At 52.1% G+C, this 13,628-nt stretch carries 11 protein-coding genes and 1 pseudogene; 7 read left to right on the plus strand and 5 right to left on the minus strand.

Going from position 1 to position 13,628, the window contains the following annotated elements; translation table 11 throughout:
• Positions 1-83: 83 nt before the first annotated feature.
• Together aceK and glpD are read left to right on the plus strand one after the other, a co-directional pair.
• Positions 84-1,853 carry a bifunctional isocitrate dehydrogenase kinase/phosphatase gene (gene aceK / locus KOI40_RS07710; protein ID WP_216096909.1) on the plus strand — a complete coding sequence of 590 codons (1,770 nt, stop codon included), beginning with the start codon at positions 84-86 and terminating at the stop codon, positions 1,851-1,853.
• A gap of 60 nt (positions 1,854-1,913) precedes the next feature.
• Positions 1,914-3,425 (plus strand): glycerol-3-phosphate dehydrogenase, encoded by a 1,512-nt coding sequence (glpD, locus tag KOI40_RS07715; protein WP_216096910.1) that lies wholly within the window; start codon positions 1,914-1,916, stop codon positions 3,423-3,425.
• An 83-nt stretch (positions 3,426-3,508) separates the two neighbouring features.
• Here glpD and parC read toward each other — a convergent pair whose 3' ends face one another.
• On the minus strand, positions 3,509-5,758 hold the full coding sequence (gene parC, locus KOI40_RS07720; protein WP_216096912.1) for a DNA topoisomerase IV subunit A: 2,250 nt from the start codon (positions 5,756-5,758) through the stop codon (positions 3,509-3,511).
• A gap of 248 nt (positions 5,759-6,006) precedes the next feature.
• Complete coding sequence (locus KOI40_RS07725; RefSeq protein WP_216096913.1) at positions 6,007-7,185, minus strand: acetyl-CoA C-acyltransferase; 1,179 nt, start codon at positions 7,183-7,185, stop codon at positions 6,007-6,009.
• A 204-nt stretch (positions 7,186-7,389) separates the two neighbouring features.
• Here KOI40_RS07725 and KOI40_RS07730 point away from each other — a divergent pair, with 204 nt between their 5' ends.
• The 4 genes and pseudogenes from KOI40_RS07730 (at position 7,390) to KOI40_RS18395 (ending at position 10,739) form a co-directional block, all read left to right on the plus strand.
• The gene (locus KOI40_RS07730; protein ID WP_216096915.1) at positions 7,390-7,986 is read left to right on the plus strand and encodes a LemA family protein; all 597 of its coding nucleotides are present in this window, start codon (positions 7,390-7,392) and stop codon (positions 7,984-7,986) included.
• A gap of 98 nt (positions 7,987-8,084) precedes the next feature.
• Positions 8,085-10,034, plus strand: a complete 1,950-nt coding sequence (locus KOI40_RS07735; protein ID WP_216096916.1) for a M48 family metallopeptidase — start codon at positions 8,085-8,087, stop codon at positions 10,032-10,034.
• Between the two features lie 54 nt (positions 10,035-10,088).
• Positions 10,089-10,223, plus strand: a pseudogene (locus KOI40_RS18845) (cold-shock protein); the annotation flags it as partial.
• Positions 10,224-10,439: 216 nt separating this feature from the next.
• On the plus strand, positions 10,440-10,739 hold the full coding sequence (locus tag KOI40_RS18395; protein ID WP_233710103.1) for a DUF1294 domain-containing protein: 300 nt from the start codon (positions 10,440-10,442) through the stop codon (positions 10,737-10,739).
• 98 nt (positions 10,740-10,837) lie between these two features.
• On the opposite strand, the gene KOI40_RS07745 is transcribed toward KOI40_RS18395, so the two are convergent.
• A complete protein-coding gene (locus tag KOI40_RS07745; protein WP_216096919.1) occupies positions 10,838-11,455 on the minus strand; it encodes a Yip1 family protein in 618 nt (205 codons plus the stop codon).
• 198 nt (positions 11,456-11,653) lie between these two features.
• Between KOI40_RS07745 and cysK the strand changes: the two genes are divergently transcribed.
• Positions 11,654-12,622 carry a cysteine synthase A gene (gene cysK, locus KOI40_RS07750; RefSeq protein WP_216096921.1) on the plus strand — a complete coding sequence of 323 codons (969 nt, stop codon included), beginning with the start codon at positions 11,654-11,656 and terminating at the stop codon, positions 12,620-12,622.
• Between the two features lie 60 nt (positions 12,623-12,682).
• On the opposite strand, the gene KOI40_RS07755 is transcribed toward cysK, so the two are convergent.
• Together KOI40_RS07755 and KOI40_RS07760 are read right to left on the minus strand one after the other, a co-directional pair.
• On the minus strand, positions 12,683-13,075 hold the full coding sequence (locus tag KOI40_RS07755) for a Fis family transcriptional regulator (protein WP_216096923.1): 393 nt from the start codon (positions 13,073-13,075) through the stop codon (positions 12,683-12,685).
• A gap of 98 nt (positions 13,076-13,173) precedes the next feature.
• On the minus strand, positions 13,174-13,596 hold the full coding sequence (locus tag KOI40_RS07760; protein ID WP_304504179.1) for a ClpXP protease specificity-enhancing factor: 423 nt from the start codon (positions 13,594-13,596) through the stop codon (positions 13,174-13,176).
• Positions 13,597-13,628: the final 32 nt, after the last annotated feature.

Consider the following 13,628-nt stretch of genomic DNA (forward strand, 5'->3'; position numbering starts at 1 on the left):
CGCCATCATGATAACAACACTTATCGATTCTCTCTTCCCGTAGTTTGCGCGGATTAACATGACCAAAGAGCCGGACACGATTTATGAGCAAGCAGTCTCTTACGCCCACTGCCAAACGCATCGCAAAAACCATTCTCAACGGATTTGATGCCTACTTCGCCGACTTCCAGAATATGACACTGGGGGCAAAGGCGCGCTTTGAGAAAGCAGACTGGCAAGGCATACAGGAAGCTCATTATGACCGTATTGAACTGTATAAAAATAAGGTGGATCAGGTCTGTAAACTGGTCGCCGGTGTCACCAGCAAAGATGTCAGCGACCTTGAATTGTGGCAGCAAGCGAAAACCACCTATGCGCAGCTAACTGTAGGTCATAGCAATTATGAAATCGCAGAGACGTTTTACAACTCGATTTTCTGCTCCCAGTTTCATCACAACCACATTCATGATCGCAACATTTTCGTCAAGGCCTCCCGCCCCCTCGAAGACAAACCCTTAAAAGACTACAGCATCTATCTGAGCTATCAGGTAGAGAACAACTTAAAAGAAACTCTGTTACAAGTCATGCGGGACTTTGAATTCTCTGTCCCCTGGGAAGACCTTGACCGCGATCTCGACAGTGTCATCAATGCCATTCGGGAAAAAGTCCCCGCCGGCGAGGACGGGCTGTGGAAAGGATTGCGTTTCGACATACTGGAGACCATTTTTTACCGCAACAAAGGCGCCTACATGATTGGACGGGTCAACATCGACAACCGTTACCTTCCCATTGTGTTTCCCATGCTCAACAATGAAGAAGGCGGCATCTATATCGATACGGCTATTTTTGATCGGGACGGTGCCAGCATCATCTTCAGCTTTACCCGCTCCTACTTCATGGTGGACGCTCCCATACCCTCCCGACTGGTACGGTTCATCAGTTCTTTTATGCCCAGCAAGGAAATCTCTGAAATTTACACCGCCATCGGGTTCAACAAGCATGGCAAGACCGAGTTTTACCGGCACATACTCCAGCACATGAAAAACAGTGATGACAAATTCATTATCGCCCCTGGCATCAAAGGCATGGTCATGACGGTGTTTACACTGCCGTCCTACAGCATTGTGTTTAAAATCATCAAAGACAAATTTGACTACCCCAAACAAGTTACAGAAGACATCGTCAAACAAAAATACAAACTGGTTTCACGCAGTGAACGGGCCGGCCGCATGGCGGACACACAGGAGTACTCGAACTTTATTTTCTATCGCAATCGTTTCAGCGATGAGCTTTTGGAAGAACTGCAAAAAGTAGCTCCTTCCAAACTGGAAATTAACGACAAGTGGGTGATCATCAAACATGTTTACACCGAGCGCCGCATGACACCGCTCAACCTTTACCTGAAAGAAGCCAATGAAGAACAGACCTATGACGCCATGGATGAGTACGGCAATGCCATCAAGCAACTGGCCGCTGCCAATATTTTTCCCGGCGACATGTTGCTGAAAAACTTTGGTGTCACCCGTCACGGGCGAGTCGTGTTCTACGATTACGACGAAATCTGTGCGATCACCGAGTGCAACTTCCGGAAAATTCCGGAACCGCGCAACGAAATGGAAGAGATGTCCGACCGCCCCTGGTACACCGTGGGCGAAAACGATATTTTCCCTGAAGAGTTTCGACTGTTCTTCACCGGCAACCCAACCGCACGCAAGGCGTTTGAGAGCCAACACAGCGACCTCTACGATTATCGCTATTGGCAGAGCATTCAAAACTCTCTGCTCAACGGCCACATTGAAAACACCTACCCTTACCGCCGCCGACTGCGTTTTAACCGGGATCGACCCTCAAAAGACCTGATCAATAGCGACTAGATTATTTTCGGTTTCTATGACTTTCTGCTCCTATTAATGACCACATCAAATGAGGCTAATATGAATAACCAAGATGCCAATTACGACCTGGTAGTGATAGGCGGCGGCGTCAATGGCACAGGCATTGCGGCAGATGCGGCCGGCAGAGGCTTAAAGGTTCTGCTATGCGAGATGAATGATCTCGCTTCATCCACCTCGTCCAAAAGCAGCAAGCTGATTCACGGTGGCTTGCGCTATCTGGAGCATTATGAATTCCGGTTGGTGCGAGAAGCTCTCGCCGAACGGGAAGTCCTTCTGAAAAAAGCCCCTCACATCATGTGGCCGCTGCGCTTTCAGCTGCCTCACCGACCTCATCTGCGACCCGCCTGGATGATTCGAATCGGCTTGTTTTTATACGACCATCTGGCGAAACGCACCGCCCTGCCCGCCTCTCGCGGCATTCGTTTTACCGCGAGCGGACCACTGGCGAGTCATCTGCACCGGGGATTTGAATATTCCGATGGCTGGGTAGACGATGCCCGACTGGTGGTACTGAATGCCATCGCGGCCAGAGACCATGGCGCCACCATCATACCCCGCACACGCTGCCAATCGGCCCGACGCCAGAATGGACAATGGCAGGTTGAACTCACCGACAGAAACAGCGGGCAATTGTTGAGCGTCACCTGCAAGACACTGGTTAACGCCGCCGGCCCCTGGGTATCCGAGCTGTTCGGAACCGCCCTCGGAACGCCACCCCCCAGAGAAATCCGATTGGTGAAAGGCAGTCACATTATCGTCCCCCGACTGTACGATGGTGAACAGGCATACATCTTACAAAATGAAGATCAACGCATCGTGTTTGTGATTCCCTACGAGGACAACTTTTCCCTGATTGGTACCACTGACGTTGAATATAGCGGCGATCCGACACAGGCCTGCATCTCAGACGAAGAGATTGACTACCTGCTGAAAATCACCAACGAGCACTTTAAAAACACGATCTCTAGAGACAAGGTTATCTCTTCTTTCTCTGGCGTGCGCCCGTTACTGGACGATGAATCCGACAACCCTCAGAGTGCCAGCCGGGATTACACCTTTGAAATCGACGCTCCCGAACATCAAGCGCCACTGCTGTCCGTGTTCGGCGGCAAGATCACCACCTACCGCAAACTATCAGAAGCCGTGGTCGATCACCTGAGTGAGTTTTTCCCGGCCGCCGGCCCAAGCCTGACAAAAGAAGAACCTCTGCCCGGCGGCGACTTTTCGTCACCCGCCGAATTGATCCAGCTTCTGAATAAAACCTTTCCCTGGCTGCCCGCGCAACTGAACAAGCGCTATGTTCGCACCTACGGCAGTCTGACCTTTCAACTGCTGAAAGGCATTGGCAACATGAAAGCAATGGGAGAGCACTTTGGCGCAGGCCTTTATGCTGCAGAAGTGAAATACCTGATTGAATACGAATGGGCACGCACCGCCGAGGACATTCTCTGGCGTCGCACCAAACTGGGGTTGCATATGACAGCGGGCGAAATCGAAAATTTTCAGGCCCGCTTTGAAGTCAATCTGCCTGAAACCTGTGACGAGCATTAACAGAAAATACAGGCAATAAAAAACGCGCAATCTCTGTTACCTGATTGCGCGTTCTAATGTGGCTTATACCGCTGTATCAGAAATCAGGATTTCACTTCGGCTGCATCCACATTCTGGAACCCTCTAGGTAACTTGTTGCCTCGACGGCCCCGCTCACCTCGATAATGATCCAGATCGCTGGCTTTCAATGTCAAATGACGCTTGCCGGAATAAATTACCAACTGCTCTCCAGCGGCAATCACTTTCAAGGCCACGACAAACTCTTCACGGGACTGCACTCTGGCAGAAGGAATGTTCATCACCTTGTTGCCTTTACCTCGAGCCAGCTCCGGTAACTCACTCACCGGGAACACCAGCAAACGACCTTCGTTGCTGATAACCGCCAGCAAATCATTGGCCGGATCTTTAATCATCAACGGCGGCAAAACACGCCCGCCTTTAGGCAGAGTCAATGCGGCTTTACCGGCCTTGTTTTTGGTATAGAGATCACTCATCTTGCCAACAAAGCCGTAGCCCGCGTCCGATGCCAGCAACAAGCGCTGATCATCACCGCCCATCAACACCCCCTCAAAGGTGGAGCCACTGGAAGGATTAAGGCGGCCGGTTATCGGTTCGCCCTGCCCCCGCGCAGAAGGCAGAGTGTGTGCCGGCAATGCATAACTGCGTCCGGTTGAGTCGAGCAGGATGACACTTTGATTGGTTTTGCCCTGCACCGACATCTTGAAATTATCACCCGACTTGTAATTCAAGGCCGTCGGATCAATGTCATGGCCTTTGGCGGAACGAATCCAGCCTTTTTCAGAGATCACAACGGTGACAGGATCACTGCCCAGCAGATCCGTTTCACTGAATGCCTGGGCTTCACTGCGACTGACAATCGGCGAACGACGATCATCACCGTAGGTTTCAGCAGCAGCCAACAGTTCTTTTTTCACCAGAGTTTTCAGTCGACGTGCCGAGTCCAGAGTTTGCTTCAGATCTTCACGTTCTTTCTCAAGTGCTGCCTGCTCTTCCTTGATTTTCATCTCTTCCAGTCGCGCCAACTGACGCAACTTGGTTTCGAGAATGTATTCGGCCTGGGCTTCGGTCAGATCAAAGCGTTCCATCAGGACCGGCTTGGGATGATCTTCCGTGCGGATAATGTGAATCACTTCATCCACATTGAGGAAGACGATCATCAACGCGGCCAAACGCGACAGGCGTTCTTCAACTTTCGCCAGACGGTGTTGCAAACGACGTCGCACCGTCACCATGCGGAAGCTCAACCACTCGCTGAGAATTTTATCCAGCGGCTTCACTTGTGGCAGACCATCAATGCCAATCATGTTCATGTTGACACGATAGGTGCGCTCAAGATCTGTAGTGGCGAACAGGTGGTTCATCATCGCCTCCACATCGATACGATTGGAGCGCGGTACAATCACCAGTCGGGTTGGGTTTTCATGATCCGACTCATCGCGCAGATCCGCCACCATAGGCAGCTTTTTGGCCTGCATCTGGGCCGCAATCTGTTCCAGAATTTTTGCGCCGCTGACCTGATGGGGCAGCGCGGTAACGACAACATCACCCGCTTCCTGAGTCCACAGAGCGCGCATGCGCACACTGCCTCGGCCAGTCTGATACAGCTTTTTCAGATCTTCTCTCGGGCTGATGATTTCAGCATCGGTAGGCATGTCCGGGCCGGGGATAAACTGAATCAGATCATCAACCGTTGCCTTGGGATTTTCCAGAATGTGTACGGTGGCATTGACCACTTCGCGCAGGTTATGCGGCGGGATGTCCGTCGCCATGCCCACGGCAATACCGGTAGTGCCGTTTAACAGCACATTGGGCACCTGAGCCGGCAGTACAGCAGGTTCGTTCATGGTGCCGTCAAAGTTCGGTGTCCACTCCACCGTGCCCTGCCCCAGCTCAGAGAGCAGCGCATCGCTGTATTTGGTCAACCGTGACTCGGTATAACGCATGGCCGCGAACGACTTGGGATCATCAGGCGCGCCCCAGTTCCCCTGACCATCGACCAGCGGGTAACGGTAGGAGAAGGGTTGAGCCATCAACACCATGGCCTCATAGGCCGCTGAGTCGCCGTGTGGGTGGAATTTACCAATCACGTCCCCCACCGTACGAGCGGACTTCTTGAACTTGGCCGTAGACTTCAGGCCCAGTTCGCTCATGGCATAGATGATGCGCCGCTGCACCGGTTTCAGACCATCACCAATATTTGGCAAAGCCCGATCGAGGATGACGTACATGGAATAATCCAGGTAAGCCTTCTCGGCATAGGTTTTAAGCGCGATTTTTTCGTCAGCTTCCTGAGGGACAACCTCGGTGGTCATAAAACATCCTAAATGATCAAAGGGCGACTAAATTTAGCGATTTATCAGCGTATTTAGCGATTTATCACCGTCGCTGTGTTTATTCACCACAGCTTATACCAAAACCCCCTGTAGCCATCAATGCCGGAGGGCGGTCCGGCGACATCTGACAGCGAACAATCTCTCCCGCCACTAACACACAGACAAAAAAAGCCTCCGAGATGGAGGCTTTTCACAACAGCGTGACACTGAGGCTTTAAACTCCGGCCTTAGCTGGCCTCAACCGCAATCGCGGTCGCCTCACCGCCGCCGATACACAGGCTGGCAATACCGGTTTTCTTGCCATAGGTTTCCATGGCACCCAGCAATGTGATCAGAATACGCGCCCCGGAGGCTCCCAGAGGGTGCCCCAGTGCACAGGCGCCGCCATGAACATTCATTTTGCTGTGATCGATGGATAGCTCTTTCATGGCCGCCATAGCCACAACCGCAAACGCTTCGTTCACCTCAAACAGATCAACGGTGTCGGAGCTCCAGCCGCAGCGATCCATCAGCTTGGCGATAGCCTTCACCGGCGCAGTGGTAAACCACTCGGGCTCCTGTGCGTTTTGTGAGTGACCCTTGATGGTGGCGATGACTTTCAGGCCACGCTTTTCAGCTTCTGACTGACGCATCAGCACCAGTGCTGCAGCACCGTCTGAAATCGAGCTGGCATTGGCTGCGGTCACAGTGCCGTCTTTTTTGAAAGCCGGACGCAAGGTAGGGATTTTGTCAGGCAAAGCGTTGCCCGGCTGCTCATCGGTATCAATAACCGTCTCGCCTTTACGGGTTTTCACAGTTACCGGCACGATTTCACGCTTGAACTTGCCCTCTGCAATGGCCTCTTTGGCACGAGTCAGAGAAGTGATGGCGTAGGCATCCTGATCTTCACGGGAGAAGTCGAATTTCTCGGCACAGGCTTCCGCAAAGGTTCCCATGGGTCCGCCCGTATAGGCATCCTGCAAGCCGTCGTACAACATATGATCCAGAAGTTCGCCGTGACCGAAACGGTAACCACCACGGCCCTGAGGCATCATATAAGGTGCATTGGTCATGCTTTCCATACCGCCGGCCACAACGACGTTAGCGCTGCCAGCAAGGATGGCATCGTGGGCCATCATGACGGTTTTCATGCCGGAACCACACACCTTGTTCAGGGTAGTACAGGGTGCCGACTTCGGAATACCCGCACCCAGAGCCGCCTGGCGCGCAGGCGCCTGCCCCAGAGCCGCAGGCAGAACACAGCCCATCAGTACTTCATCGACTGCCTCGGCTTCAATACCGGCGTCCGCCAAAGCACCGCGAATCGCTTCGGCGCCCAGCTCAGTCGATGACAGACTGCTGAACATACCTTGCATACCGCCCATGGCGGTACGAGCCATACCTACAATCACAACTGGATCAGACATAAGACCTTACCCTTATCTTAAAAATTTCTACGATCGCTGAATTATAAACAGAACTTCACTCAATGACATCCAGCCATAGCGTCATATACCGATCATGCTAATATGCCGTTCACTTTTGGGCTAAATTGACCATAAAGTTTAGAAATTTAAGCGCAAGATCGCTAACATCACAGCACCTCCAGACAGAATAAGGGATTTATACCTATGGATATTTCATCCATCATCATCCTGGTTGTTATCGCCGGCCTGATTTTTTACATCATCGGGATCTACAACCAGCTGGTCAGCCTCAAAAACCGCTATGAAAATGCGTTTTCCCAGATTGAAGTCCAACTGAAACGCCGCTACGACCTGATTCCCAACCTGGTCGAGACTGCCAAAGGCTACCTGAAACACGAGCGGGAGACTCTGGAAGCCGTGATCAGCGCCCGCAACGGCGCAGTACAAGGCCTGCAGGCTGCATCAAATGCCCCCGGAGACAGTGCGGCGATGCATGCACTGGGAGGCGCCGAAGGCGTTCTGTCCAGCGCGCTGGGACGTCTTAACGTGGTTATGGAAGCCTACCCGGACCTCAAAGCCAACCAGAACATGATGCAGGTGTCAGAAGAGCTGACCAGCACCGAAAACAAGGTGGCTTTTTCACGCCAGGCGTTTAACGATTCTGTCACGGCTTACAACACCTACAAACAGACCTTCCCACCAGTCTTTTTCGCCGGATTCTTTGGTCATCGCGAAGACGCCAGCCTGCTGGAATTTGAAGATTCCGCCGAAATCCAGGCCGCCCCCAAAATCTCGTTTTAGTCTTCTGAATCACTCCAGCGGGAGGAATAGCCAGCCAACACCTTAATGCGCTGGGCCCTCCCGCTCCCTCATGCACCTCAACATCTAAAGCTGGCACCATGAACTTCTTTGAACATCAGGATCAGGCTCGCAAAAACACCACCCGCCTAATCGTCCTCTTCGGTTTGGCAGTACTCAGCCTGATCGCAATCACAACGCTCTTTGTTGCGGGTTTTCTCCACTATTTCGATGTTCAAAACCAAAAGCGCCACGCCCCCCTGCAGCAGATAGATGGCGGCGTTACGGGAATCATGCAAATCGTCAGCTGGGATCTGGTGGGCGGTATTGCCGCCGTGGTGCTGTGCGTGGTGGCCATTGGCAGTCTCTATAAACTCATGCAGCTATCCGGTGGCGGTGAAAAGGTCGCTGAGTCCCTGGGCGGCCGACGCCTGCAACCCAATACCGCCGATGCCGATGAGCGCAAGTTGCTCAATGTCGTCGAGGAAATGGCCATTGCTTCCGGCACACCGGTGCCGCCGGTTTTCCTGCTGGATGAAGAGGGCATTAACGCTTTTGCCGCAGGCTACGATGCCAACGACGCCGTCATTGGCGTGACGCGCGGCTGCATGAAACTGCTCAACCGGGAACAGTTGCAAGGGGTGATTGCCCACGAGTTCAGTCATATCCTGCACGGCGACATGCGCATCAACATCCGCCTGATCGGCATTCTTCACGGCATTTTGATCATTGGCCTGCTGGGCTCTATTCTGTTGCGCAGCGGCATGTACAGCCAGGGCTTCAGCAGCCGCTCGCGAGATAAAGACAACTCCGGCATTGCCATGCTTGGCCTCGGGCTGGGACTGGTGATCCTCGGTTACGCCGGTACGTTTTTTGGCAAATGGATTAAAGCCGCCGTCAGCCGCCAGCGAGAATTTCTGGCAGACGCTTCTGCCGTGCAATTTACCCGCAATCCCGATGGCATCAGCCAGGCACTGCAAAAGATTGGCGGCTTCAGTCATGCTGCCGAGATACGTCATCCCAATGCCGAAGAATACAGCCACATGTATTTCGGCGAGGCGATTCTGTCTTCCATGAACAGCCTGATGGCCACTCACCCGCCACTGGAAACCCGCATCAAGCGCATTGACCCGAACTGGAAAGGAGAGTTCGCCGCCGTCAGCGAATCGGCATCAGCGACCGGCAACGAAGCGGTGAGTGAATTTGCTTCAGGCGCAGGCGCTCAACAGAGCGACTCAACGGCAACAACCAGAGAAGTCGCCACAGAAGACCTGTCACTCGGCGACATTGGCTCTCCCACGCCCGCACACGTACATCAGGCACAACAGGTTCTGAAAGATATTCCTGCCCACTTGCAGGAAGCTGCTCACGACCCGTTTGCCGCAAGAGCCATTATCTACAGCCTTCTGATCCAACCCAACACCGCCGACAGCCAGTGGCAACAGCTGCAACAACGAGCGCATCCTGTTGTGTTCAAATTAACTCAGGAGCTGCAAGCCTCCGTCCAGCAATTGCCAAGGACTTTGCGCCTGCCACTGTTTACTCTGACAACCTCGGCACTGAAAACCCTGTCTGCGCCTCAGTACCAGGTGTTTAAAGAAAATGTCATCGCCCTGATCAAGGCCGACAAACAGGTAGACACTTTCGAGTGGGCGCTCTATCGCATTCTCATGAACACCATGGAACACAAGAATTCCAGCAAGGCTCACAACGCCAACCTTCGGCAACTTGGGGTTCCCTGTCAGCAGCTAATCAGCACGCTCGCCACCGCAGGTCACGATGCTTCCGCTCCTGCTGAAGCGGCCTACAACAGCGCCATGACGCAACTGGGTCTGGCCAACCTGCCACTGCTCGGAGACGGCCAAATCTCCTTACCCATGCTCGACAGTGCCATTGAACAATTACAGCAACTCAAACCATTGCAGAAACCGGCATTGCTGAAAGCCTTGATCACCTGCATCCAGCACGACGGTAAAATTGATCCTCAGGAATACGAACTGTTCAGAGCGATTGCCGACTGTCTGGATTGTCCGGTGCCACCACTGCTCTAATTTAAAAGCGGCTTACCCAGAAGAAAATACCAAAAGGGATCGTATCAGCTTGTCATGAAGTACACAGGAACAGTTACACAATGGAATGCCGACAAGGGTTTTGGCTTTATCAGGCAGGATAATGGCAGAGGGAAAATTTTCTTCCACATTTCAAATGTCATTAACCGCCAAACCTTTGAAGGTGTCGGACAATCCGTTCGATTCAAAACCGGTGTAGACCGACAAGGTCGCCCATGCGCCACTCATGTTGGACTCCCCGGCGAAAAAACATCCTCACAGAAACAACAGAGAACAGGCATTTTTTCCACAGTTCTCGCAATTGCCTTTCTGCTATTTCTGGCAGCCGCCACGGCAACACACAGACTGCCGCTGGAGCTCTTGCTGCTGTACGCAACACTCAGCCTTATGACTTTTATTGCATACGCGCTGGATAAATCCGCAGCCAAAAACAACCGATGGCGCACAAAAGAAAGCACTCTGCACCTGTTCGCCTTACTGGGGGGCTGGCCGGGAGCAGTCTTCGCCCAACAACTGCTGAGACACAAATCCAGAAAATCAGAGTTTCGTGTCGCTTTCTGGATGACAGTTATCCTGAACCTTTGCGTCTTTGTCTGGTTCCAGAGTGACAAGGGCGCGTCTTATCAGGATATGTTTATCTCCAAGTTCCATCAGTTTACATCCGACGTTCAGAGGCAGCTCCGCTAACAATCGATAAAACAGGGAAAATCCAAAGCTGGAAACACAAAAAAAAGGGCCAATTGGCCCTTTTTTTTGACTGAAGAATTTACTGAACTTTCGCATCGTCAATCGACGTACACCGGCCCCATACCCATGCCCCACACCAGCACAGATCCCACACGGACAATCACCATCAGAACCAGCCCGACTGTCACGACCGACGTGGCGTACATAAAGGCCTGCTCTTTGGAAATGTTCATCAGAATCGGGATACCCTCATAAACCAGATACACCGCGTAGGCACCAGCAATCACTGTGGCGATCGCATTGACCCAGAGATCGGGATACACCTGGAGTATCCCGGCCAGAAAAATCGGCGTAGATACATACACCGCAAGCGCAGTCCCCTCATAATGACGAACCTCTTCGGTTTCGGATACGCCATAGGTTTTTGCCATCCAGTTGATAAATTCCCCCAGAACATAAACACCGGCCAGCAATGCCACATAGGTTGCTGCACAGAGGCTCATGGCACTGGCAGCGGTCAGTCGAACGGGCTCTCCGTCAGCAACGGTCCAACCTACCTGAGTGACACCATAATAAGAAGCTATAGTTGGTATTAGCGCCAGAAACGGCACATGACTGATAAAAACCTGTAAGAATGAGTGGCGCTCGTTGCGAATCGCTTTCCATTCTTTATCCGGGTGTAGCAGGATTCCAAGGGTATGTTCCAAAATGGCCATACAACGCTCCTTTTCATTATATTTTCTAAGGACTACGAGTTCAGTATTAAGGAGTTAGAAGCAAGTCACCAATACGAATTCGTAATTACTAAATTTATGTTAATCCAAAAAGGCTATATATAGTTTTACTTGCCAGCCGTATCACGGTGCGTTTCAATGGCCAGTTAAGCTCCATTAACCAACGAAAGGATTTAAGTGATGAGCCACATTTACCAAGATAATTCACTGACTATCGGTCACACACCGCTGGTCAAGCTGAACCGGATAACCGATAAAAATGTCTTCGTTAAATTGGAGTCACGCAATCCCGCCACCTCGGTTAAATGCCGCATCGGCGCCAACATGATCTGGGACGCCGAAAAACGCGGCGCGCTGAAACCGGGTATGACTGTGGTCGAGCCCACCAGCGGCAATACCGGTATTGCCCTGGCATTTGTGTGCGCTGCAAAAGGTTACAAGCTGATTCTCACCATGCCCAACACCATGAGTCTGGAACGTCGCCAGCTGATTAAAGCTCTGGGTGCGGAATTGGAATTGACCCCCGGCGAAAAAGGCATGAATGGCGCCATTGCCAAAGCGGAAGAAATCGCCGCCAAAAACCCCGACAGCACCTTCATGCCGAAGCAGTTTGAAAACCCGGCCAACCCGGAAATCCACGAGAAAACCACTGGCCCCGAGATCTTTGAAGACACCGATGGCCAGGTGGACATTTTTGTCGCCGGCGTAGGAACCGGTGGCACCCTGACCGGCACTGCCCGTTACCTGAAAAACACCAAGGGGCTGGATGTTAAGTGCATCGCGGTAGAACCGGAGGCCTCGCCAGTGATCAGTCAAACTCTGGCTGGAGAAGAATTAAAACCGTCACCCCACAAAATTCAGGGTATTGGTGCCGGCTTTATTCCCAAGAATCTGGACATTTCTCTGATCGATGGCGTCGAGAAGGTCAGTAATGAAAACGCCATTGAAATGGCACAACGACTGATGAAAGAAGAAGGCATTTTGGCGGGCATCTCGTCCGGCGCGGCACTGTCAGCAGCCCTGCATCTGGCGGAATTACCGGAGAATGGCGGAAAGAATATTGTTGTGATTCTGCCGGACTCCGGCGAGCGCTATCTGTCCAGCATTCTGTTTGCCGGTCAGTTCAGCGAAAAAGAACTGCAGCAGTAACAGCGCCAATAGAACCCAGACGGCAGCTCAATGTGCCGTCTGGTTAATCTGCTCTAAACATCAGTGCGGGCGGTTCTTTGCCACACTGCGCTCCTTTCGCGATTCCAATCTCTGCGCCCAGTTGCCGCCACTCTGAGCCTCACAGGCTTCTTCGGAATCAAACATTACTTGCCGATTCAAAGCCTTAAACTTCACACCAACCTTTAGCAGTTTGGCCTGAATCTGTTTTTTCAGCACGTCAGCCTCACCGCTCGCTTCCGCCAATTGAAGGTTATCTTCGGTATCGAACACACAGGTAACCACCAAACTTGCGGGGAAGTTGGTGTAATTCGCCTGATGAGTCAACCACTCAAATCCCTGCAGCTGGCCCAGAGCCTGTTCACAGACATCGGTTAACGCCAGGCGAATATTATTATCGATTTTTTTCTCTGTCTTGCTTTGGGGCTTTGTCATGCTGCTATATAACCTGCTTTATTAACTGTCAGCCCACTAACAAAAAAGGCGCTCACCCTGGGGCAGCGCCTTTTTGAAGGAGCAGTCTTTCAAACCGCTTATTTGACCACCTTTAGACTGGGGCGCTTGCTATCGCCCTGAGACTCAACCGGTTTTTCCGGCTTGGTTTTGGTGGTCGGTTTTGGCGGTTCCGGATCCAGATCTGGCTCAGGTTCAAAAATCATTCCCTGACCATTCTCACGTGCGTAGATGCCCAGCACGCCGGAACAAGGTACATAGATATCCGTTGGAATACCGCCAAAGCGGGCATTAAATGTTACTGCGGCATTTTCAATGGACAGACCCACCACCGCGGTTGGCGCAATATTCAGAACAATTTGACCATCCTTGTTCACATACTGCTGCGGCACCTCGACGTCAGAGGCATGAGCGTCCACCAGCAAATAAGGCGTACACTCGTTGTCCACTATCCAGTCATACAGTGCCCGTATCATATACGGCCGGCTAGATGTCATACCCATTAAAAGTTCCTTACCTGGTCACAAGACCACAT

The organism is Pseudomaricurvus albidus (genome assembly GCF_018863235.1).
GTDB lineage: Bacteria > Pseudomonadota > Gammaproteobacteria > Pseudomonadales > Cellvibrionaceae > Pseudomaricurvus > Pseudomaricurvus albidus.

Excerpts from the sequence above, each read along its gene's own strand:
- KOI40_RS07755 (WP_216096923.1), bottom strand. The coding sequence starts at position 13,075 with ATGACAAAGCCCCAAAGCAAGACAGAGAAAAAAATCGATAATAATATT.
- aceK (WP_216096909.1), top strand. The coding sequence starts at position 84 with ATGAGCAAGCAGTCTCTTACGCCCACTGCCAAACGCATCGCAAAAACC.
- KOI40_RS18395 (WP_233710103.1), top strand. The coding sequence starts at position 10,440 with ATGACTTTTATTGCATACGCGCTGGATAAATCCGCAGCCAAAAACAAC.
- cysK (WP_216096921.1), top strand. The coding sequence starts at position 11,654 with ATGAGCCACATTTACCAAGATAATTCACTGACTATCGGTCACACACCG.
- KOI40_RS07760 (WP_304504179.1), bottom strand. The coding sequence starts at position 13,596 with ATGGGTATGACATCTAGCCGGCCGTATATGATACGGGCACTGTATGAC.
- KOI40_RS07745 (WP_216096919.1), bottom strand. The coding sequence starts at position 11,455 with ATGGCCATTTTGGAACATACCCTTGGAATCCTGCTACACCCGGATAAA.
- KOI40_RS07725 (WP_216096913.1), bottom strand. The coding sequence starts at position 7,185 with ATGTCTGATCCAGTTGTGATTGTAGGTATGGCTCGTACCGCCATGGGC.
- KOI40_RS07730 (WP_216096915.1), top strand. The coding sequence starts at position 7,390 with ATGGATATTTCATCCATCATCATCCTGGTTGTTATCGCCGGCCTGATT.
- parC (WP_216096912.1), bottom strand. The coding sequence starts at position 5,758 with ATGACCACCGAGGTTGTCCCTCAGGAAGCTGACGAAAAAATCGCGCTT.
- glpD (WP_216096910.1), top strand. The coding sequence starts at position 1,914 with ATGAATAACCAAGATGCCAATTACGACCTGGTAGTGATAGGCGGCGGC.
- KOI40_RS07735 (WP_216096916.1), top strand. The coding sequence starts at position 8,085 with ATGAACTTCTTTGAACATCAGGATCAGGCTCGCAAAAACACCACCCGC.